This window comes from Acinetobacter sp. YH12255, from assembly GCF_013417355.1.
Lineage (GTDB): Bacteria > Pseudomonadota > Gammaproteobacteria > Pseudomonadales > Moraxellaceae > Acinetobacter > Acinetobacter pseudolwoffii.
In genome coordinates, this window is sequence record NZ_VPEC01000037.1 from 1 (window position 1) to 20,831 (window position 20,831).

General features: G+C 44.6%; 19 protein-coding genes and 1 pseudogene. 10 read left to right on the forward strand and 10 right to left on the reverse strand.

Annotated features, from left to right (window positions below):
- Nucleotides 1-110: pseudogene (locus tag FTV30_RS12885) on the forward strand (IS701 family transposase); the annotation flags it as partial.
- Nucleotides 111-191: 81 nt separating this feature from the next.
- Here the strand turns inward: FTV30_RS12885 and FTV30_RS12890 are convergent.
- From FTV30_RS12890 to FTV30_RS12915, 6 genes are all read right to left on the reverse strand, one after another.
- Nucleotides 192-1,040: a class II glutamine amidotransferase gene (locus FTV30_RS12890; RefSeq protein ID WP_005096047.1), complete on the reverse strand. Its 849-nt coding sequence runs from the start codon at nucleotides 1,038-1,040 to the stop codon at nucleotides 192-194.
- A 131-nt stretch (nucleotides 1,041-1,171) separates the two neighbouring features.
- Nucleotides 1,172-2,080, reverse strand: a complete 909-nt coding sequence (gene argB / locus FTV30_RS12895; RefSeq protein ID WP_005096046.1) for an acetylglutamate kinase — start codon at nucleotides 2,078-2,080, stop codon at nucleotides 1,172-1,174.
- 10 nt (nucleotides 2,081-2,090) lie between these two features.
- Complete coding sequence (locus FTV30_RS12900; protein ID WP_074384136.1) at nucleotides 2,091-3,509, reverse strand: phosphomannomutase/phosphoglucomutase; 1,419 nt, start codon at nucleotides 3,507-3,509, stop codon at nucleotides 2,091-2,093.
- Between the two features lie 380 nt (nucleotides 3,510-3,889).
- Nucleotides 3,890-4,342, reverse strand: a complete 453-nt coding sequence (dut, locus tag FTV30_RS12905) for a dUTP diphosphatase (RefSeq protein ID WP_005172331.1) — start codon at nucleotides 4,340-4,342, stop codon at nucleotides 3,890-3,892.
- A 47-nt stretch (nucleotides 4,343-4,389) separates the two neighbouring features.
- Nucleotides 4,390-6,429 (reverse strand): UvrD-helicase domain-containing protein, encoded by a 2,040-nt coding sequence (locus FTV30_RS12910; protein WP_180001726.1) that lies wholly within the window; start codon nucleotides 6,427-6,429, stop codon nucleotides 4,390-4,392.
- Nucleotides 6,430-6,566: 137 nt separating this feature from the next.
- Nucleotides 6,567-7,220, reverse strand: coding sequence for an OmpA family protein (locus FTV30_RS12915; RefSeq protein WP_005096041.1), 654 nt, complete (start codon nucleotides 7,218-7,220; stop codon nucleotides 6,567-6,569).
- Nucleotides 7,221-7,473: 253 nt separating this feature from the next.
- Here FTV30_RS12915 and FTV30_RS12920 point away from each other — a divergent pair, with 253 nt between their 5' ends.
- From FTV30_RS12920 to FTV30_RS12945, 6 genes are all read left to right on the forward strand, one after another.
- Entirely contained in the window at nucleotides 7,474-8,400 is a 927-nt protein-coding gene (locus FTV30_RS12920) for an acyltransferase (RefSeq protein ID WP_180001727.1), read from the forward strand.
- An 18-nt stretch (nucleotides 8,401-8,418) separates the two neighbouring features.
- The gene (locus FTV30_RS12925) at nucleotides 8,419-9,483 is read left to right on the forward strand and encodes a preprotein translocase subunit SecA (protein WP_180001728.1); all 1,065 of its coding nucleotides are present in this window, start codon (nucleotides 8,419-8,421) and stop codon (nucleotides 9,481-9,483) included.
- Nucleotides 9,484-9,642: 159 nt separating this feature from the next.
- Nucleotides 9,643-10,353, forward strand: a complete 711-nt coding sequence (gene minC, locus FTV30_RS12930) for a septum site-determining protein MinC (RefSeq protein WP_005096035.1) — start codon at nucleotides 9,643-9,645, stop codon at nucleotides 10,351-10,353.
- A 66-nt stretch (nucleotides 10,354-10,419) separates the two neighbouring features.
- Nucleotides 10,420-11,232 (forward strand): septum site-determining protein MinD, encoded by an 813-nt coding sequence (gene minD / locus FTV30_RS12935; RefSeq protein WP_005096033.1) that lies wholly within the window; start codon nucleotides 10,420-10,422, stop codon nucleotides 11,230-11,232.
- Between the two features lie 2 nt (nucleotides 11,233-11,234).
- Nucleotides 11,235-11,507: a cell division topological specificity factor MinE gene (minE, locus tag FTV30_RS12940; protein WP_005096032.1), complete on the forward strand. Its 273-nt coding sequence runs from the start codon at nucleotides 11,235-11,237 to the stop codon at nucleotides 11,505-11,507.
- Nucleotides 11,508-11,950: 443 nt separating this feature from the next.
- A complete protein-coding gene (locus FTV30_RS12945; RefSeq protein ID WP_005096030.1) occupies nucleotides 11,951-12,238 on the forward strand; it encodes a PA4642 family protein in 288 nt (95 codons plus the stop codon).
- Between the two features lie 64 nt (nucleotides 12,239-12,302).
- Here the strand turns inward: FTV30_RS12945 and FTV30_RS12950 are convergent, their stop codons facing one another.
- Entirely contained in the window at nucleotides 12,303-15,362 is a 3,060-nt protein-coding gene (locus tag FTV30_RS12950) for a DNA translocase FtsK (RefSeq protein ID WP_180001729.1), read from the reverse strand.
- A 250-nt stretch (nucleotides 15,363-15,612) separates the two neighbouring features.
- Here FTV30_RS12950 and trxB point away from each other — a divergent pair, with 250 nt between their 5' ends.
- The 3 genes from trxB (at nucleotide 15,613) to FTV30_RS12965 (ending at nucleotide 18,236) form a co-directional block, all read left to right on the forward strand.
- On the forward strand, nucleotides 15,613-16,575 hold the full coding sequence (gene trxB / locus FTV30_RS12955) for a thioredoxin-disulfide reductase (protein ID WP_005172342.1): 963 nt from the start codon (nucleotides 15,613-15,615) through the stop codon (nucleotides 16,573-16,575).
- A 92-nt stretch (nucleotides 16,576-16,667) separates the two neighbouring features.
- Entirely contained in the window at nucleotides 16,668-17,399 is a 732-nt protein-coding gene (aat, locus tag FTV30_RS12960) for a leucyl/phenylalanyl-tRNA--protein transferase (protein ID WP_180001730.1), read from the forward strand.
- Nucleotides 17,400-17,420: 21 nt separating this feature from the next.
- The gene (locus FTV30_RS12965) at nucleotides 17,421-18,236 is read left to right on the forward strand and encodes an arginyltransferase (RefSeq protein ID WP_005096022.1); all 816 of its coding nucleotides are present in this window, start codon (nucleotides 17,421-17,423) and stop codon (nucleotides 18,234-18,236) included.
- Between the two features lie 12 nt (nucleotides 18,237-18,248).
- Here the strand turns inward: FTV30_RS12965 and rimI are convergent, their stop codons facing one another.
- From rimI to tuf, 3 genes are all read right to left on the reverse strand, one after another.
- Nucleotides 18,249-18,707, reverse strand: coding sequence for a ribosomal protein S18-alanine N-acetyltransferase (gene rimI / locus FTV30_RS12970; RefSeq protein WP_005096020.1), 459 nt, complete (start codon nucleotides 18,705-18,707; stop codon nucleotides 18,249-18,251).
- Nucleotides 18,708-18,809: 102 nt separating this feature from the next.
- Nucleotides 18,810-19,694, reverse strand: coding sequence for a metal-dependent hydrolase (locus FTV30_RS12975; protein WP_100354882.1), 885 nt, complete (start codon nucleotides 19,692-19,694; stop codon nucleotides 18,810-18,812).
- Nucleotides 19,695-19,890: 196 nt separating this feature from the next.
- On the reverse strand, nucleotides 19,891-20,831 hold a 941-nt coding region (gene tuf, locus FTV30_RS12980; RefSeq protein WP_180001405.1), incomplete at its 5' end, for an elongation factor Tu.

Consider the following 20,831-nt stretch of genomic DNA (forward strand, 5'->3'; position numbering starts at 1 on the left):
AAAATGTATATCGTTGGCAGAAGAAATTATTTAGACCAGTTATCAAAAACTTCATTGATGACTTTATTCTCGATAAAAATCATCTGCTACCACAGAGAATCTATAAATAATAGTGCGTAAGTCCTATTTAAATAAAAAAGATATTAAAAAATAGGAATTAAATCCCATCTTTAAAATAAAAAAATCTATTTTTAATATAAATCTGCTTTGGTCACACGTTTTAAGGACGGATCTAGACGTTCCCGTTCCAACCGATCTACCCGAGTCAGTTGCGAACGGAACTTGGCACCCTCTTTAAACAGAATCATTTCACCCGGCTGAAAAGCGGTCCATTCCTCATTTTGTGTCAATGGCTCGGTGGTAATAACCGCAACCCTGTCCTTAGGCGTAGTGACCTGACTAAAGTCCACCTCGACATCAATATCAATCAGCTGTGCCGGTCTAAACGGGTATTCACGCACCAGCCAGTGCAATTTGGTAATGGCATAGCTAAACAGCGCCTGCCCATTGGAAAGACAGAAATTAAAAGTGCCGTGTTCTGCAATCGCAGGTGAAACCTCAGCAAGTAGTTCAAAGACCTGATCCAGACTCGGTTCATCATAACCAAAGCGTTTGACCAGCTGATCGAGCAAATAGCAAAAAGCGCGCTCACTATCAGTATTGCCGACTGGGGTAAAACGGCCACTCAGCACCGGAAAATACTCATGCAAATCGCCATTATGGGCAAAAATCCACTGCCGGCCCCACAGTTCGCGGCTAAATGGATGCGAATTTTCCAGATTGATTTTGCCTTGGGTGGCTTTACGGATGTGCGCAATCACATTACGGGATTTGATCGGATAGTTACGCACCAGCTCGGCAATCGGAGATTCAACCGCAGACTGGTTATCGACAAATAGGCGACAGGCTTTATCCTCAAAAAAAGCAATTCCAAAACCGTCGGCATGATCCGAGGTAATTCCGGCCCGCTGGGAAAACCCACGAAATGAAAAGGTAATATCCGTCGGGGTGGCACAATTCATTCCGAGCAGTTGGCACATGGTCTGGTTTCAGCTTTCTATTTTCTTAGATGCTTATTGTGCATGACTACCCGAGTCATTTCAAATAGCTATCAGTTATAAATAGAGATAAAAAAGAGCCTCAATTGAGGCTCTTTTCCGCAAAAAACAACTTATGGACGAGGTGGATGGGCACGGTTGGTAATCAGTGTACCAACGCCATGATCGGTAAAAATTTCCAATAAGCTGGCATGTGGCACACGACCATCTACAATATGCGCGCTCACTACGCCGCCTTTGACCGCATCCAGTGCACAGCCGACTTTAGGAATCATGCCACCATAGATCACGCCTGTTTCAATCAGACGGTCAACTTCCTGAGTGCTTAAACCCGTCAGCAGGTTTTTATTTTCATCCAGAACACCTGTAATATTGGTCAGCAGAATCAGCTTCTCTGCACCTAGGGCTTCTGCGACTTTACCTGCCACCAAGTCTGCATTGATGTTATAGGTATTGCCTTCTTCATCCACGCCCAGCGGTGCAATCACGGGAATGAAATCGCTGTTGGTGAACATTTCCAGCACATCGGTTTTTACGCCAACGACTTCACCGACCAGACCCAAATCAATTTGCTGAACCGAACCATCTTCAGCCACTTTTTCCATCAGCAGTTTTTGTGCACGAATCAGGTTGCCGTCTTTACCGGTCAAGCCAATGGCACGACCACCATGCTGGTTGATCAGGTTCACAATCGATTTATTGACACTACCGCCAAGTACCATTTCCACGACTTCCATCGTGGCAGGATCAGTCACGCGCATCCCGTCGATACGGTCTGATTCACGGCCCAACTGTTTCAGCATGGAATCGACTTGTGGCCCCCCACCATGCACCACAATCGGATTAATACCAACCGTTTTTAATAATACGATATCACGTGCAAATGAACTTTCCAGCTCAGGATCGGTCATCGCATTACCGCCGTATTTTACTACCAGGGTTTTACCCGCAAAGCGTTGAATATACGGCAAAGCTTCTGTCAAAATCTGTGCTTTGTCGATGCCTGTTTGTTGATTTGGCATTCGCCTCTCCTTATTGAGCATCTAAAATATCTTGAGCGATCTGTGGATAACGGTCACGCAACATGGCTACAAACAGCTGACGAATTTCATTCAGGCCCTGAGCATCATTGGCATCAAAGCGCACTGTGAAATACTCACCTGTATTGGATGCTCGAATGATGCCAAAACCATCCTCAAAATCAAGACGTATCCCATCAATTTTACTGATTTGCGCACGAATTCTTTCAGATTGCTGTTCAACAAAGTCTAAAAGTTCAACCGGATGCACATGATGTGTTGCAATATAAAGATCTTCGGTCCCATGCCGTTTCGGATAAGCCGCTAAAGCTTGTGCAAGACTTTGACCAGTTTGATCCAGATATTCCATGACTCTGAGCGCTGCATAGAGTCCATCATCATAGCCCCAGCCACGGCCATCATTAAAGACATAATGCCCGGCATATTCTCCACCAAAAATCGCCTGCTGCTGAGATTGTGCCAGATAAGTTCTCAGAAATGAGCTTCCGGTACGAATCATCACCGGCTCACCGCCCAAACGTTGCACGGTGTCTCGCACCAGGGTTGAACATTTGACATCATAAACAAACTTGCGTGGTGCTGAGTCAGTGAGGCAAATTTCGGCAAACAGGCACAGTAACTGATCCGCCGTGATAATCTGGCCCTGTGCATCAATCAAGACCACGCGATCGCCATCGCCATCCAGGGCAATGCCCAGATCAGCCTGCTGTTGCATGATGCTTTGGCGTAAAGTCTCCAGATGTTTGTCTTGCGAAGGATCTGGTGCATGGTCTGGAAAATGCCCATTGGCATCACAACGCAAAGCCATCACCGCACAACCCATTTTTTGAAGCACCAGATTGGCACAGCGCCCGGCTGAACCATTCAGACCATCCAGAACCACTTTAAATGAGCGCTTCAACTGGATATCTTTTAATATACCATGCTGATATTTTAGACAAAATTCTGGAATAACTTGATGAGTCTGTTCGTCTAGGCAAAGCTGCTGATTGCTATAATGTGGTTTGGCCAGATGAGCCACCTGCTGGATCATCTCTGGGCAAGGCGGCTCACCAGAAACAATCCATTTAATACCATTATCTTCTTTGGGATTGTGACTGGCCGTGACCATGATGCCATTGCCATCAAATTGCCGTGCGGTGAAATACAGCATCGGACTGGAACAACAACCGACAATGGTGGCTTCAATCGAATAAGCTTGAAAAATACGGCGAATGGTTTCTGCAAAAGCCGGACTGCTAAGCCGTGCATCATAGCCAATTGCGACACGTGTCTGTCGCGCAGCCTGATATTGCTGTGCTAAACCGTGAGCAATTGCATCGATAATCCCAGCACCCAGTACACTGACTTTACCGCGTATGTCATAGGCTCGAAAAATGTGCATAGGGAATAGATGATTCATAGATCCCATAAAACTGTTCTTTTCACTAAATATAAGGAGATATAAAATGACTTATTTCATCATCATGACTTTAAACATTTGTTTTTGTTTTAAGACCCGCTACTTTTAAACCATTTCAATGTAACAATCAATTATAAAAATATTACCGTTAACTGAATAATCAGAAAATTTCTGTGATGAAATAGTCCTTATTTAATTATATTTATTTTTAATTTCCCCGGCTAAAATTAAAATAAAGATATAAATTTCAATTTTGAATAACTCTATTTATATAGAAAATAAATTTTTATTTTTAACTCCATTTTAAGCGTCACATTATGTTTAGGATTTACTTTGTTGTATTTAAGAAATGACCTACATCCATTCATTGTTTGCAGGTCATCTTCTCTTTAGTTTTTACCGGTATGGCCAAAGCCACCAGCACCACGCTCAGTGGCTTCAAATTCACTGACCAGATCAAATTCAGCTTGTACTACCGGCACCAGCACATATTGCGCCAAACGTTCACCCGGCTCCAGACTGAAAGCAGTCTGACTCCGGTTCCAGACCGATACCATCAATTCACCCTGATAATCTGAATCGATAAGACCTACCAGATTACCCAGCACAATCCCGTGCTTATGACCTAAACCTGAACGTGGCAAGATCAGACCTGCAAAAGCAGGATCTTCGATATAAATCGCCAAGCCTGTTTTCACTAAAACGGTTTGACCCGGTTCAATCACTGTCGTTTCATGGACGCAGGCACGCAAGTCCAATCCTGCTGAACCTGTGGTGGCATAAGTCGGTAATGGCCATTCCTGACCGAGACGCGAGTCAAGGACTTTCACCTGAACTTTCATGTGTTCATTCCTGTTGTTGCATTTAAAATATGTATAAGCGTTGAAGTTTATCGTTTGATAAGATTGCGCAAATTATCCAGATAATGCTGCGCCTGTAATTTCGGATCGATATTACCCGCCAGCTTTTTCTTGCGACCTAACCATTCCAGTTCATCTTCCGGTAATTCATCCAGAAAACGGCTTGGAGTCATTTGCTTCATCTGTCCGCCAGCCTTGCGCTGTTCGGCCAAGGTAATGGTCAGACCCTGACGTGCACGGGTAATCCCGACATACATCAGGCGACGTTCCTCTTCAACCGTCTCCGCAGCAATCGAGTTCTTATGCGGCAGAATTTCTTCTTCCAGCCCGATCAGATAGACATAAGGGAACTCAAGCCCCTTAGAAGCATGTAAGGTTAACAAGTTGACTTTGTCAGTATCTTCTTCTTCCTGTTGCTGCTCCAGCATATCCAGCAGCACCATTTTACGAATCACGCTTTCAATATTTTTTTCATCGACATCTTCAGCGCGGTTAATCAGGCTTTGGATGCTGCTGTAAAGCACTTCAATATTGTCGAGCTTGGTTTTTTCCTGTGCCGGCGTGGCTGCAGTTTCCTTGATGTAATCGATATAACCGGCTTCAATCATCATCTGACGGATGATCGGTACCGGTTCATCATCATCAAGTAAATTGCGGGTAAAGCCCTCAATGAAGTCGGCAAACTCTGCCAACTGTGTGGTGGCCTTTTTCGGAATCGCCATGGTCAAACGCTGATCCGCTGCCGCAGCCAGCAGTGACAGGTTATTTTCCTGAGCAAAGAGACCCAGTTTTTCCAGTGTCACCGGCCCAATGGCACGTTTTGGCGTATTGATAATCCGTAGGAAAGCGCTGTCATCTTCAGGGTTAATGATCAGGCGTAAATAACTCATCATGTCCTTGATTTCGGCACGCGCGAAAAAAGATTGACCGCCAGACAATTTATACGGAATCTGCATCTGACGGAGATGGGTTTCTAAAATACGCGCCTGAAAATTGCCGCGATATAATACCGCATAATCTTTCCAGCTTTTCCCATTCATCAATTTATGCGTGATCAGGTCTTTGACCACGCGTTCTGCTTCATCATCATCATTACGGCAAGTAATCACCCGGATCACTTCACCATGGCCTTTGTCTGACCAGAGTTTTTTATCAAAAATATGCGGGTTATTGCCAATCACGGTGTTGGCTGCTTTAAGAATACGACTGGTCGAACGATAGTTCTGTTCCAGTTTAATCACTTTTAAATTCGGGAAATCTTGTTGCAGCAAGGCCATATTTTCCGGTTTGGCGCCACGCCAAGCATAGATGGACTGGTCATCGTCGCCTACGGCGGTGAACTGCCCCATTACGCCAACCAGCAATTTCACCAGAATATACTGTGCAGTGTTGGTGTCCTGATATTCATCGACCAGCAAATAACGCACCCGGTTTTGCCATTTATCCCGTACTTCGGCATTTTCCTGTAGCAGACGTGTCGGTATCACGATCAGGTCATCAAAATCTACGGCATTATAGGCACGCAGATTACGTTCATAAAGCTGATATAAATGCGCAAACTGGACATCTTCGGCAGTTTCACAAGTGGTATGCGCCTGCTCGGGTGGAATCAGATCATTTTTCCAGTCCGAGATCATTTTCATGGCTTTGGCAATCAGTTCTTTGCTTTCTGCACCGGATAAATTGTCACGATGCATCAAATCCATCAGAATACGTTTGCAGTCGTCAGCATCCAGAATCGAAAAATTATTTTTAAGGGGGGTATGTTTCAGCTCCAGACGCAGCATATTCAGGCCAAAGGTATGGAAAGTCGAAACTGAAACGCCTTTACTTTCTTCACGGGTTAACAATTTGCTGACACGCTCTTTCATCTCACGTGCCGCTTTGTTGGTAAAGGTCATTGCAGTAATACGATGCGCAGGAATCCCGCAATGCTTGACAAGATATGCGATTTTTCGCGTGATCACTGAAGTCTTGCCTGAACCCGCTCCTGCAAGTACTAACAAGGGTCCTTGAGTGTATTTCATGGCTTCAAGTTGCTTGTCATTTAACTGACTGGCGAGTGACATATGGCTTCCTCTTCTAGATTCGGCTCCGATTATAGTCATCTCTGCCTCAGTTGCCTAATTTAAAATACGATTAATCAGGTCAATGTTCAGATATAAAAAAACCACCCGAAGGTGGTTTTTTTATATGCGTTTAAAGATTATTGAACAGCATATACCGCGATTTCTACACGACGGTTTTGTTCTTTACCCGCCGCAGTTGTATTGTCTGCGATCGGGTTGGCTGAACCTAAACCTTGAGCATTAATACGTGTACGTGAAACACCTTGACCTGATAAATAAGTTGCTACAGAGTTAGCACGTGCTTGAGACAACGGGATGTTGATTGAGTCATTACCGGTACTGTCTGTATAGCCAGTGACCAAAATACCGCTGTTGTTATCTTCGGTTAATACTTGAGCCACTTTATTCAAAGTGCCATAGAAGTTTGGTTTGATGTTCGATTTGTTGGTATCAAATGTAATGCTACCTGGCATTACAAGGTTAATCGAACCATCTGCATTACGGTTAACATCTACGCCAGTTCCGGCTGTTGCTTGACGTAATTTTTTCTCTTTGTTATCAAGATAAACACCTGCTGCACCACCAACAACAGCACCAATCGCTGCTGCACGGTTGTTTTGACGGCTGGTATTCGCATTACTCTTAGAAACACCGTAACCTGCTGCAGCACCAATTAAAGTACCTAAAGCAGCTTTATCATATTCCACACCACCGAGGTTATTACCAGTTGATTGACAACCTGTAAGTGCTACGGCCCCTGCTACAGCTGCTGAAATTACTAGTGCACGCATCGCATGACTCCTTATTGTATGCTTTGTTGTATAAGCGAAATAATGATTTAAATTGAACGGGATAACCATTGAATTTTTGTTAATAATAAATCGTTTCGCAATATTTTGTAATGTTTATATGTAACTAAAACAATGGACTTCATCACAATATCTTCATAGTTAGGCCTTTAGGCTTTTTTATTTGCCTCACTCTCATTATATTATTCAAAATATGAAAAAATTTAAGCGACTAATCTCTGGGGACTGTTTTGATATGTCATCGAATAGCAATAAACAAGCAACTTTAAAAAAACTTACACGTGGCTTGGCTGTCACCTCAGTGATGACAGGCAGTACTTTTTTTCATGGCCCTCCGGTTCTGGCGCTGGGTTTTACCAAGTTTTTTAAAAAATCTGCAAAAGTTGATGAAACCAATATCAAGATTACCAACAGCTGGTTAGGCGTCAATAACTGGCTGATTGACAATGTGCTCAACAATACCGAATGGCAAATAACAGTAGATGAATCACTTGATTTAAATATGCAGGGCCGTTATTTGATGACCTGTAATCATCAAAGCTGGGTCGATACCACCGTCAATCAGTACTTCGGCTTGACCCGTATGCCGCTGACGCGTTTTTTTACAAAATGGGAACTTATTTTTATTCCTTTTATCGGTCAAGCCTTTAAAATCTTAGGTTTTCCGATGATGAAACGGCATAGCAAGGAACAGATTGCTAAAAATCCTGCGCTAAAATACCGCGATATGGAAGAAGCACGTAAATCCTGTGAGCAGCTGATCAGTCAGCCCTTTACCCTGTTAAATTATCTGGAAGGCACGCGTTTTACCCAAGACAAACATGATCAGCAGCAGTCTCCTTACAAATACTTACTTAAACCTAAGGCCGGTGGTCTGGCTTTGGCGCTGAGTATTCTCGGCGATAAAATTGATGCGCTGGTCGATATGACCATCGTTTATCCGGACGGTATTCCGGGTTATGGTGAATTTTGGTTAGGTGAAGTGCCACGAATTGCGGTAAATTTAAGAAAAATTGAGATTCCTGACTGGGTACTCGGCGGCAATTATGAAGATGATGCTGAATACCGTGCACGTTTCCAGAAATGGATTGATCAAATCTGGACTGAAAAAGATCAACTAATAGCGCAAATGCAGCAGAACTTTGACCAAAGCGCTGTCTGATTTTTTGCCTGAGTAACTATGAAGAACGACAACCCCGACATCACCTCTAGCTCATTTAAGTTTATTCGTAAAGGCACCTGGGGCTGGAAAGTTGCGCTGATTTACGACATTTTTATGATGGTCTTAATCATCATTAATCTATTTTGTCTCAGTGCCAACGCCATTTTAATGAGCGATTTTGGTCAATGGTTGTTTGACTTCATTCGTTTACCGGAAATCTTGCAGTTTTATAAAAGTGATTTACGCCCTTGGGTGGTCATTACTGAGGGCTGGTTTACCACCTTCCTGATCTGTGAATTACTGGCACGTTGGGGCATTGCCATTGTTCAGCGCCATCATCGGCGCTGGTGGTTTTTTCCATTCGTACATTGGTATGAAATTCTCTCCATTATTCCACAACTGCGCTTTCTGCGTCTGTTACGTGCGGTCGCGATTGGCTATAACTTGCATAGTCACGGTTATAAAGTCATTCCCGAGCGCTGGTATCGTCAAGGCAATTTTTATTACAACATGCTCATGGAGGAGCTTTCCAGCCGTGTGGTGCTGACTGTACTGGACGGTATTAAGCGTGAACTCAGCACCAGTACATCACATAAAAAATTGATTGATGATTTGGTAGAACATCATCGTAAATTACTGGCAGTTGCCTTGGCAGACATCTTGCAGGAATCTTTGGGTAAAGAGTTGCAGGCACAACGTTCCATGATTGCTAAAAATGTCGGGCAAGTAGTCAATCAAGCCATTGAAGACACCCCGGAACTGACCCAGTTATTGCGATTAATTCCACTTGTCGGTAGCCGGATTGAACAACAAATTCAAAGTATTGGCCAACGTCTAGGGGAAAATATCACCCAAGGTCTGATTGATCCCTTTACTCATACCGGCCAAAAAGAAAATCCGACTTTTACCCTAATTTCAGATAAAATCAGCCAGATTCAGATTGAACATAATCCACATATTGATAAGTTGGTCGAATCGGCTGTTTTTGAAACACTTGAAGCGATCCAAAAACAGGTGAAAGTCAAACAGTGGCAACAGATTTTAGAAGAACATGAGCAAAATCAGCGCTTAATAGATAGATAACATTTAAAGTGCAGAACCAGATAAAATCATCCGGTTCTGTTGGCATAAAAAAATAACTGAGATCGCTAGAGAATTACGCCAATTTGTTCTAGGATTTGCACTATTTACAACATTGCTTCGACATAAAACCAGCAAGTCAGAAGTATTTAAGGAAGAATTATGGCTGATATACGGATAAAAGGCAGAATGGTCAATGCAATACGCATTAGCTTAGATACCAATGATCATGATGCCATCCGCCAGCAACTTAGCCCAAAATTACAAGCTGCATTCCCATCTGGCACTTTGGCCGTCATTGAGAGTTCAGTTGAACAGGAACTGATTGCCCTAATTCAGCTGTTAATCGACTTAGATGTACAGCCAATGGCCGTGACTGAGGGTTTACTGGGTGATCAGGCGCGTTCCATTCAGTTCCCGGTTCTGCCACCCGATCGCCAGTTAGAAGAAGTGAAAGCCACGAAAGAACAGGTGGTAGAAGTTAAGCCAGAAGCAGCGACAAGTGATGATCAGGCAGCTGCTGCCCCGATCGTTGCGCATGTGACCTCATATCATGATGAAATTCTGCGGACGGGCCAATGTATTGTGCAGCATAATGGCGACATTATTATCAATGCCGGCATCAACAGTGGTTCAGAACTGATTGCTTCAGGCAATATCCATGTGTATGGCAGCGCACGTGGTCGTGTCATTGCAGGTGTCGGGGGGAATACGGCAGCTCGTATTTTCTGTCACAGCCTTGAAGCAGAACTGATCTCGATTGCGGGAACCTATTGCGTAGCGGATGATATTCCCCCGCATGTCGTTAAGAAATCAGTGCATATTTACTTGAATGATCAACAAGAGCTTGTATTTGAAGCTCTACAATTTTAATGTATAAATAAATACCAAAAACCCCATTTTAAACAGGGGATTTGAACCATAACAGGAGTGGATTCGGTGGCGAAAATTGTTGTCGTAACGTCAGGCAAAGGTGGTGTAGGTAAAACTACAACAAGTGCATCTTTTGCAACAGGTTTAGCCCTACGCGGTCACAAAACTGTTGTGATCGATTTCGATGTAGGTTTACGTAACCTTGATTTGATTATGGGCTGTGAACGCCGTGTAGTTTATGATTTTGTGAATGTTTTAAATAACGAAGCACGATTACAGCAAGCACTGATTCGCGATAAAGATATTGAAAATTTATATATTTTACCTGCATCACAAACACGTGATAAAGATGCCTTAACAGATGAAGGTGTTGCTCGTGTAATGGATGAACTTTCGCAGGAATTTGATTACATTATCTGTGATTCACCTGCCGGTATTGAACGTGGTGCTATTTTGGCCATGTACCATGCTGATGAAGCCATCATTGTCACCAATCCTGAGATTTCATCAGTACGTGACTCTGACCGTATCATTGGCATGCTTGACAGTAAAACTAAAAAAGTAGAACAAAACGAAGGTCGCATTCGTAAGCATCTGTGTATTACCCGTTTCAACCCGGAACGTGCCGATAAACAGGAAATGCTGACGATTGACGATATTTCTAAAGATATTTTACGTGTACCGACCTTGGGCGTTATTCCTGAGTGTCCAAGTGTTTTACAGGCATCGAACGAAGGTAAGCCGGTGATTCTTTTTACTGAGGCTGCAGCAGGTCAGGCTTATGATGACCTCGTGGCACGTTTCCTTGGCGAAGAACGTCCTTACCGTCATATCGAGGTAAAACCTAAGGGCTGGTTAGCACGACTATTTGGAGCGTAGACATGGCAGGATTCTGGAGTAAACTTTTTAGTGGCGAGGATAAACCATCAAGCGCACGGACTGCTAAAGACCGTTTGAAGGTTATCGTTGCTTCCGAACAAGGCTTGGGTCGTCGCTTGAGCCAGGACAAAATTGATCAGATGAAGACAGAAATCATGCAAGTGGTCAATCGCTATGTACGTGGTGTCGATGAGCAGCATATTCAAATGTCGGTACGTTCTGAAGCCAATATTGAAATGCTTGAGATGAATATCAATTTACCTGAAGAACGATAATCTGATTTTTGATTGGTCAAGCAAATTGATTCAAGGCAAAATATGAGGCCGGATTAGTAAAGCACGGCTTTACCCGGCCGCAAGACGAGAAGCTAGGCTTCGAGTGGGCTGGTCGTAAATACTGCTTTACCCAGCCGCAAGACGAGAAGCTAAGCTTCGAGTGGGCTGGTCGTAAATACTGCTTTACCCGGCCGCAAGTCGAGAAGCTATGCTTCGAGTGGGCTGGTCGTAAATACTGCTTTACCCGGCCGCAAGTCGAGAAGCTAGGCTTTGAGTGGACTGGATCAGTAAATTAAAGCACGGCTTTTAAGGATTTACTCAATCCCAAGACTAGAAACAATGTTTCTAGTCGACAGAGTCAGCTCAAAAGACACTGTCTCTTGCTCATACAAATTTTGCCTTTTTTCATGCCGAAAAAACTACATTAGATTAAGGAAATTGCGATGGCATTATCTCAACCAGCGACCTTTAACGAAGAATGGTCAGATGAGCGTGTATTTGCCTACCTGAATCAGCTTCCTCCTGCAGGTGTAAATGCTGACTTTCATGTGCTTTATCATGCTTTCAAGCATATGCGTCCATTTGATTATGAACGCCTGTTGACGAAATTTGTCGCTGATGGCCGTGATGTCAATGCAACCAATCCTGAAGGGCAACGCATTCATGACGTGATTGCCACCTTCCCGCGTCAAAGTGCCGAGTTCTTGGCGGTATTGGCGAAGTTTGCCTGATTTTAGCTACCGTATTAAAAAAGCCTGCAATTGCAGGCTTTTTTATGGTTCAGCATAGAGAAACTTAAACCAGAATCTCGCGTTTACCATTGGCACCCATGCCACTGACAATACCGTTCTCTTCCATCTGGTCAATGATCCGCGCAGCACGGTTATACCCCAGACTAAATTTACGCTGTAGCGAAGACGTTGAAGCCTTACGGGTTTCGAGTACAAATGCTACGCACTGATCATACAGTGCATCTCGATCTGGGCCACCCTCTCCACCCTCTTCAAAACCGCGACTTGATGGTTCCTCATCATACGGCGTCAGGATTTCATCGACATAATTGGGCGCACCACGTTCACGCCATGCATCACAAATCCGGTTCACTTCATCATCGGCAATAAAGGCGCCATGCACACGCTCAGGCTCAATTTTACCAGGCCCCAGGAAGAGCATATCACCATGACCGAGCAAGTCTTCTGCACCGCCTGCATCCAGAATAGTACGTGAGTCAATTTTTGAGTTGACACGCAGTGCCACACGGGTCGGAATATTGGCTTTGATTAAACCGGTGATCACATCCACCGATGGACGCTGAGTGGCAAGCAGCAAGTGAATACCGGCCGCACGGGATTTTTGTGCCAGACGCGTAATCATTTCTTCAGCTTTTTTACCGACCTGCATGATCATGTCAGCAAATTCATCCGCGACAATCACAATCGAAGGCAACGGCGTTAAACGCGGTGCACGCTCACCCACCACTGAATCACTGGCCTTCCAGGTTGGATCGATCAGGTCTTCACCATTGGCAATCGCTTCTTCGACCTTGCGGTTATAGTCACTGAGTTTACGAATTTTCAGGAAAGACATCAGTTTATAGCGACGTTCCATTTCATTGACACACCAATTTAATGCGTTGACTGCATCTTTCATATCGGTGACGACAGGCGTCAATAAATGTGGAATATCATTATAGTTAGCCAGTTCCAGTTGCTTTGGATCGATCAGAATCAAACGCAACTGTTCAGGGCTGTATTTGAGCAACATCGATAGAATCATCGAGTTGACTGCCACCGATTTACCTGAACCCGTGGTACCCGCCACCAGCATATGCGGTGCCTTGCCCAAGTCAGCAATTACCGGATTACCGGAAATATCCTTACCCATTGCCATGGAAAGAATACTGTTCGGATCAGTGAAGGCTGGAATGGTCAGAAGCTCGATCAAACGTACCATTTCACGGCTGCTGTTCGGCACTTCAATCCCGATATACGGTTTACCAGGAATCACTTCAACCACACGTACCGATGCCATCGACATCGAGCGTGCCAAATCTCGGGAAATATTAGTGACTTTAGAGGCCTTCACACCCGGCGCCAGATCCAGTTCAAAACGTGTCACCACTGGGCCCGGCTGTGCTTCAACCACCTTGGCTTTGACATTGAATTCCTGCAGTTTGATTTCAAGCAGTTCAGATAAACGCGACAATTGTTCTTCAGTGAAATTCACTTTTTTATTCGGATCGACTTCATCCAGCAGGTCCAGACCCGGAAGAGGCGATAGATCTTTACGGCGCTCAGCCACCTGCATCGCACGTGACATCGGACGGCCTGAAGCATCAGTTAAAGGTGCATCAAAATCAAACTCGTCTTCATCTTGTGGTTTGCCAGCCGTTTCTTGCCAGGCTTCTACAAATTCTTCTTTAGATAAAGCCTCGCGTACTGCGGCATGAGTTGCAGAAGAATCAGATACCGGTTGTGCTATAACTTGATGCTGAATCGGGGCCTGTACAAAAGCAGAAGATTGCGCATAGTTAGAGCTGCGTACCGGTTGGCTTGGTCTTGGCTCATCTTCTTCAATCAGCAAATCACCCAAGTCATCCAGATCGGCTTGCAATGCACTATTTTTGACTGCATGTGCTGTTGCGACAGATGCCAGAACCGGCGCCGCGCTTGTAACTTCTTCGGCAAAGCTCTGGGGGTTTGCAGCAGGCGCAGCATTAAATGGACTATGCACATCTATCGCCGTTTTCCCTTGTGGAACGGCAGCCAGAAGTTCATCAAAGATTTCATCATCATCCCAGTCCAGCCCAGTATGCGTAGCAGGCGCTGTTCTGGCTTGAACATGTTGAGACGGCACAGCTTGAGAAACCGCCAAGTGTGAGGCTGGAGCACTATGCTGCTCTTCTTCGGCAGCTTTAAGTAATGCATCAATATCCTGTTTATGGCGCTGATCTTCACTGGAATGTAAGGTACGCCATACTTCGCCTGTTGCCACGACGCGGTCTGGCTGTTGCGGCACTTGCGGTGCTTGCTTCAATGTCTCGACTGGCTCAGGAGCCTGCTGTACAGCCTCAGGAATATCGTCATGTAACTGTGGCTGCTGCGATTCTTTATCAGCAAAATCATCAAATAAGCGTTCAGCAACCTGATCACGCACTACCGGATCGATGTCTACCAGTTCATGCTCAGGTGCAGGGGTTACTGCGACCATTTTCTTCGCAGCATTCACTGGCTCTTTTTTAACCACAGGCGCAGTCCGGTCAAAATCGGACATACCTTCAGGGATATTGCGATAGAACAGATCCTGTAAATAAGCCGGTGTTGCTTTGAGACTGCTCCAGGTCTTGTTCCACTTCACCCCAAAGGCCAGTGTAAATAACATCACCCAAAATACCAACAGGAAGAATGCAGCACCATATACCGTCAGCAACTGTTCTAAACTCTGGCCTAATTCATAGCCAATAATACCGCCGGAAGAGTTATCCAGCGTATCGGCAGGCACTTGCCAGAATAAAAACAGCAGTGCTGACGTGGTCAATAACAGGAAGAATTGCGCAGCATAGCGGAATGGCCGGTTCAGGAAGCTACGTGGCCACCAGACCTGAACCGCTTCCATAAACAGATAGACAGGAATCAGCAGGCTTGCCCAACCGAGAAAGCCAAACAAAAGGTCTGCAATCCAGGCACCCGCAACCCCACTGGCATTCGAAACGGTCTGCGTATCACTAGAGATATGCATCCATCCCGGATCAAATGGCGTATAGGTCACTGTTGCAAGAAACAGATAAATCCCAAATGAGACTAAAAATAATGTCATTACTAAGCGCTGTGCATAGGCACTCGACACCGCTGTCATATACTGTCCTGTAACCAATTCTTCATGAATATTCTTTTGCTTCAATGCTTGAAAAAAGCGACGCAATAAAAGGCATATTATGCACCTGTTCTGTGAAAAAAGATGCACTATTGTGCAAGCACACTGTGTACTTATTATATATAGCCCAAATCGATTTCAATGATCAATAATATCGACTTTAATCTCACCCCACTGTTATACAGTTTCACGTATAATTCAATAAATTTCTAAATAAAAAAGGATACAGCTGATGAGCGCACGTCACTCACGACTGATTATTTTAGGTTCTGGCCCCGCAGGCTACAGCGCAGCAGTCTATGCAGCGCGTGCAAACCTAAAACCAACCCTCATTGCCGGTTTGCAACTGGGCGGCCAATTGACCACGACCACGGACGTGGATAACTGGCCCGGTGATCCTGAAGGCTTAACCGGTCCAGCATTGATGGAGCGTATGCAGGCGCATGCAGAGCGCTTTGGCACTGAAATCGTGTATGACCATATCAATGAAGTAGATCTAAACCAGCGCCCTTTCGTATTGAAAGGCGATATGGACGAATTTACCTGTGATGCTTTAATCATCTGTACCGGTGCAACAGCTCAATATTTAGGTCTTGAATCTGAAGCTGCCTTTATGGGTCAAGGCGTCAGCGCTTGCGCCACTTGTGATGGTTTCTTCTACAAAAACCAGAAAGTCATGGTTGTGGGTGGTGGTAACACCGCTGTTGAAGAAGCCTTATACTTATCCAATATCGCTTCGCATGTGACTCTGGTTCATCGCCGTGATTCATTACGTTCTGAAAAAATCTTGCAAGATCATTTATTTGCTAAAGAAAAAGAAGGCAAGATCAGCATTATCTGGAACCATCAGGTCGATGAAGTTTTAGGGGATGCACAATCTGGTGTGACCTCTGTACGTATCAAGTCGACCCAGGATGACTCTACTCAAAACGTCGATGTAACGGGTATGTTTGTTGCCATTGGCCATAAGCCAAACAGTTCAATGTTTGACGGTCAGTTGCAGCTGCGCGACGGTTATATTCAGGTGCAAAGTGGTACTGCGGGTAATGCAACCCAAACTTCGGTACCGGGCGTATTTGCTGCGGGCGATATTGCTGACAGCATTTACCGTCAGGCCATTACTTCTGCGGGTTCAGGCTGTATGGCTGCACTCGATGCAGAAAAATATCTTGATGCGATGGGCAAACTAGACTAAGCAGCAAGAATAAAAATGCCGTCCATTATGGGCGGCTTTTTTATTGCTAGAATTAGCTTATGATTCATCTATAGTTTTATTTCAGGTTTGCCATGCATCTACTTCCTCCCTCACAATTTATCTTTCCTGACCCGATGCAGGTTGACCCTGAAGGCGAAGGACTGATTTGTATTGGTGCTGACCTCTCCCCTTCCACACTTTTTGAAGCCTATACCCATGGCTTATTTCCCTGGTTTTCTGAGGGAGAACCTATTTGCTGGTGGAGTCCGGAACCGCGCTGCATTATTCGGCCCCATGATTATCATCCAAGTAAATCCCTGATCCGCAATATGAAAAAATGGGATTATCAAATCACGGTCAATCATGCTTTTGAAAGGGTGATTCGTTCCTGCTCACTGCCGCGTGCTTATGCAGAAGAAACCTGGATCAGTGAAGATATTATCGCAGGATACTGCGACATGTTCGATGCCGGATATGGCTATAGTATTGAGATCTGGGATGAAAATCGCATTGTAGGTGGGCTTTATGGTGTGACGATTGGACAGGGTTGTTTTGGTGAGTCCATGTTTAGTACGCAGACCGATGTTTCTAAAATGGCTTTTTATACTTTAATGCTGATTGGGCAGGAAAATAAGCTGCCCTGGATTGACTGCCAGTTGGTCAATGACCATCTTTTAAGCCTCGGCGCCTGTACACTTTCTCGCCAAGACTATCTTAATTCGTTACAAGATGTTGTAAAACAGCCTACTATCGATTGGAAAAAGTATCAAGAGGGTGTATTTTCAAGTAAAACAATAGCGCAAAACGCGCGACTCAGTGAATGAAAATAACAGAGGGTACTTGTTATGAACTCTTATCAGCCAAAGTCCCTACTGAACGATTTACAGTATTATATTACGCCGCCGCACGATTGCAGCTACTTGCCCAATAAGTCGGCACGTATGGTTTTTCTGGATCCTGCGCATCGCATTGATGTACTGACCCTGTCAGAACTGTCGCGCACCGGTTTCCGGCGCAGTGGCGATTTTGTTTATCGTCCGGAATGTCATCTGTGTCGTCAATGCTTATCTTCACGCGTGCCAGTGGCTGAATTTTCCATGAACAGTTCACAAAAAAAAGCCTGGAAACGCAATCAGGATCTTCGGGTGAAAATTACCAGTCCAGAGCAGGCCGGTGATACGCATTATGCGCTGTATGAACGCTATATCAATGAACGCCACGCAGATGGTGACATGTTCCCTCCGAGTCGCGATCAGTTCGAAAAGTTTTTATTGCAAAGTTGTACGGACAGCTTCTTTTTAGAATTATGGCTGGATGATCGCTTGATCAGTGTTTCCACCTGCGACTTGCTGGATGATGGCATCTCGGCTGTATATACCTTCTTCGATCCGGATGAAAATCGCCGCTCTCTCGGTGCATTTGCAATCTTGAAGCAGATTGAACATGCGCAAAAACTTGGCTTGCAATTCATCTACCTCGGTTATTGGGTGCCACACTCCAACAAGATGAATTATAAATCTCAGTATCTGCCGCTAGAACTCTTGATTGATGGCCAATGGCGACGTTTAAACCGTGCGCTGAGTGAGCTGGAGATTCAGCACCTGGGAAACTCATTGATGACGACCTTACCCAGCGGATGGAATCACCAGATTATTAAATAAGGTCGTCAGTTTCTATTTGAACAGGCTAGCAAAGTCATCCGTACATGCCTTGACCATAATGATGGCATGTTCGCGTGTTCCGTTTGAACCCGGATAATAATTTTTGCGTAAATCAATCTGATGAAAGCCTGACTTTTCATAAAGCTTGATGGCAGCAATATTAGTTTCGCGCACTTCCAGGAAAATCTGCACCGGATTATTTTTCAGCATGGCGACTGAGGCATCCAATAATTGATAACCCAAGCCCTGACCTTGCTGAGCCGGATCAATTGCCATAAGCAGTAAATTGGCTTCATCCAGCACCGGTTGTAAAATACAAAATCCCAGCACCTGCCCTTGCTGCTCGATCACGGTACTTTGATAAGCAGTCACTGCATCTTCAAACTGTTTTAAAGTCCAGGGATGTGATTGAACAGATTTTTCAATCTTTGCAACGGCTGCTACATCCGCTGCTTGCATTAAACGAATCATCTTCGTTCATCTTATATAGAATTAACTTCCGCATTATAGAAACTTCATCCAAAAAATCGAGTAAAAAAAAGAGCAATTTCAATCGCTCTTTAATTTTCAGTCCTATTCAAGTCCGAGTTTGGCTTTCCAGACTGTTAACAGGCCATGTGTATCATGATCATTTGGATGAAAGCCAGGTTTAAAGTACATTAACATTTCACGACTCATGCCCGTAATTACCCCTTTTGATGGGCTATACGCGTAGGTATATATCGATTTCAGCGATTCCAAATTCAATTGATTGTCCTGCTTGAGTAAACGGGCCAGAAAATAGCTTTGTACAACAGCTAAGGTTGCCATCGAAATGACCAAAGATGAGGTCCGTAGCGCATAGGCTTTTAAACCGTTACCAAAGACAGCTTCAAACACATCATAGGCCACCGCTTTATGTTCATTTTCTTCAATCGCATGCCACATCCACATATTTTTCATGGTTTTATCAGTCATCAGTTCCTGGATATGAGCGTTACTTAACAACTGCGTTGCGATGGTCGCGGTAAAATGTTCCAGTGCTGTGGTTGCAGTCAAATCCACCATTTCTTGGCTAATGCCAACTGGCTTCAGCAGTTTGGCCATGACTTTACGCGTGGTCTGAATCACCTGATCGGTATAATGATCCAGTGTCTCGACATCATGTCCATAGCGCTGTGCGGAGGCATTAAAACCGACATGTTCATGCGTGTGCATAGCTTCTTGACCAATAAAGGCAGAAATTTCTTTTTGCAATTCTGCATTATCTTTGATCGCTGGATGCTGACGCACGGCCCGAACGCTATCGATAAAGAACTTTTCACCTGCCGGAAACAGTGCAGATAAGGCGGTCATAAAATGCGTTAAACCGGCTGATCCATGCATCCAGTATTCCGGGACATGATCAAAATCAAAATTCATACGACGAACAGGAAAGCTTGCACCAGCACGCTCTGAAATTTTTACTTTTACGTTCATTGTAGGCTCCTTTCAAGCACAGCTGCCTGAATCTATTATTTGTTTTATTGAGCCTAGTTTTATTGATTTTTATCGTATAAATAAGTGCAGTTTAGGTCATCACACTATCAGTTAAGGACACTCATGAGTGATTGTCTGACAAAAATCCAGACAAAAAAAACGCCTCAAAGAGGCGCTTTTTTTACACAATCAGCGATTATGCAGTTACTTTAGCAACTACACCAGCACCCACTGTACGACCACCTTCACGGATCGCAAAACGTAGACCTGGGTCCATTGCGATTGGGTGGATTAGCTCTACTGACATCTCAACGTTGTCACCAGGCATAACCATTTCCACGCCTTCTTTAAGCGCGATCGCACCAGTTACGTCCGTAGTACGGAAGTAGAACTGTGGACGGTAACCGTTAAGGAATGGAGTGTGACGACCACCTTCTTCTTTAGAAAGTACGTATACTTCTGCATCGAATTTAGTATGTGGCTTGATCGCACCTGGTTTAGTCAATACTTGACCACGTTGTACGTCTTCACGCTTAGTACCACGTAGAAGAACACCACAGTTCTCGCCTGCACGACCTTCGTCAAGCAATTTACGGAACATTTCAACACCAGTAACTGTAGTTACTTGAGTATCACGGATACCAACGATTTCAACTGATTCGCCTACTTTAACGATACCAGTCTCTACACGGCCAGTTACTACTGTACCACGACCAGAAATTGAGAATACGTCTTCAATTGGCATAAGGAATGGAAGGTCGATAGCACGTTCTGGCTCTGGAATGTAAGAGTCAAGTGCTTCAACCAATGCAACAACAGCGTCTTCGCCATACTGACCAGCTTCACCGTTAAGTGCAGCAAGTGCAGAACCGCGGATCACTGGAGTGTCATCGCCCGGGAAGTCATAAGTAGAAAGAAGTTCACGAACTTCCATTTCAACCAGTTCAAGAAGCTCTTCGTCGTCTACAAGGTCGCATTTGTTCAAGAATACAACGATGTAAGGTACACCCACCTGACGAGAAAGCAGGATGTGTTCACGAGTCTGTGGCATAGGACCATCAGTCGCAGCACATACAAGGATCGCGCCGTCCATCTGAGCAGCACCAGTAATCATGTTTTTAACATAATCGGCGTGGC

Bases quoted from the DNA above. Each gene is read 5' to 3' on its own strand.
- FTV30_RS12890 (WP_005096047.1), bottom strand. From the start codon at position 1,040: ATGTGCCAACTGCTCGGAATGAATTGTGCCACCCCGACGGATATTACC.
- argB (WP_005096046.1), bottom strand. From the start codon at position 2,080: ATGCCAAATCAACAAACAGGCATCGACAAAGCACAGATTTTGACAGAA.
- FTV30_RS12900 (WP_074384136.1), bottom strand. From the start codon at position 3,509: ATGGGATCTATGAATCATCTATTCCCTATGCACATTTTTCGAGCCTAT.
- dut (WP_005172331.1), bottom strand. From the start codon at position 4,342: ATGAAAGTTCAGGTGAAAGTCCTTGACTCGCGTCTCGGTCAGGAATGG.
- FTV30_RS12910 (WP_180001726.1), bottom strand. From the start codon at position 6,429: ATGTCACTCGCCAGTCAGTTAAATGACAAGCAACTTGAAGCCATGAAA.
- FTV30_RS12915 (WP_005096041.1), bottom strand. From the start codon at position 7,220: ATGCGTGCACTAGTAATTTCAGCAGCTGTAGCAGGGGCCGTAGCACTT.
- FTV30_RS12920 (WP_180001727.1), top strand. From the start codon at position 7,474: ATGTCATCGAATAGCAATAAACAAGCAACTTTAAAAAAACTTACACGT.
- FTV30_RS12925 (WP_180001728.1), top strand. From the start codon at position 8,419: ATGAAGAACGACAACCCCGACATCACCTCTAGCTCATTTAAGTTTATT.
- minC (WP_005096035.1), top strand. From the start codon at position 9,643: ATGGCTGATATACGGATAAAAGGCAGAATGGTCAATGCAATACGCATT.
- minE (WP_005096032.1), top strand. From the start codon at position 11,235: ATGGCAGGATTCTGGAGTAAACTTTTTAGTGGCGAGGATAAACCATCA.
- FTV30_RS12945 (WP_005096030.1), top strand. From the start codon at position 11,951: ATGGCATTATCTCAACCAGCGACCTTTAACGAAGAATGGTCAGATGAG.
- FTV30_RS12950 (WP_180001729.1), bottom strand. From the start codon at position 15,362: ATGACAGCGGTGTCGAGTGCCTATGCACAGCGCTTAGTAATGACATTA.
- trxB (WP_005172342.1), top strand. From the start codon at position 15,613: ATGAGCGCACGTCACTCACGACTGATTATTTTAGGTTCTGGCCCCGCA.
- aat (WP_180001730.1), top strand. From the start codon at position 16,668: ATGCATCTACTTCCTCCCTCACAATTTATCTTTCCTGACCCGATGCAG.
- FTV30_RS12965 (WP_005096022.1), top strand. From the start codon at position 17,421: ATGAACTCTTATCAGCCAAAGTCCCTACTGAACGATTTACAGTATTAT.
- rimI (WP_005096020.1), bottom strand. From the start codon at position 18,707: ATGATTCGTTTAATGCAAGCAGCGGATGTAGCAGCCGTTGCAAAGATT.
- FTV30_RS12975 (WP_100354882.1), bottom strand. From the start codon at position 19,694: ATGAACGTAAAAGTAAAAATTTCAGAGCGTGCTGGTGCAAGCTTTCCT.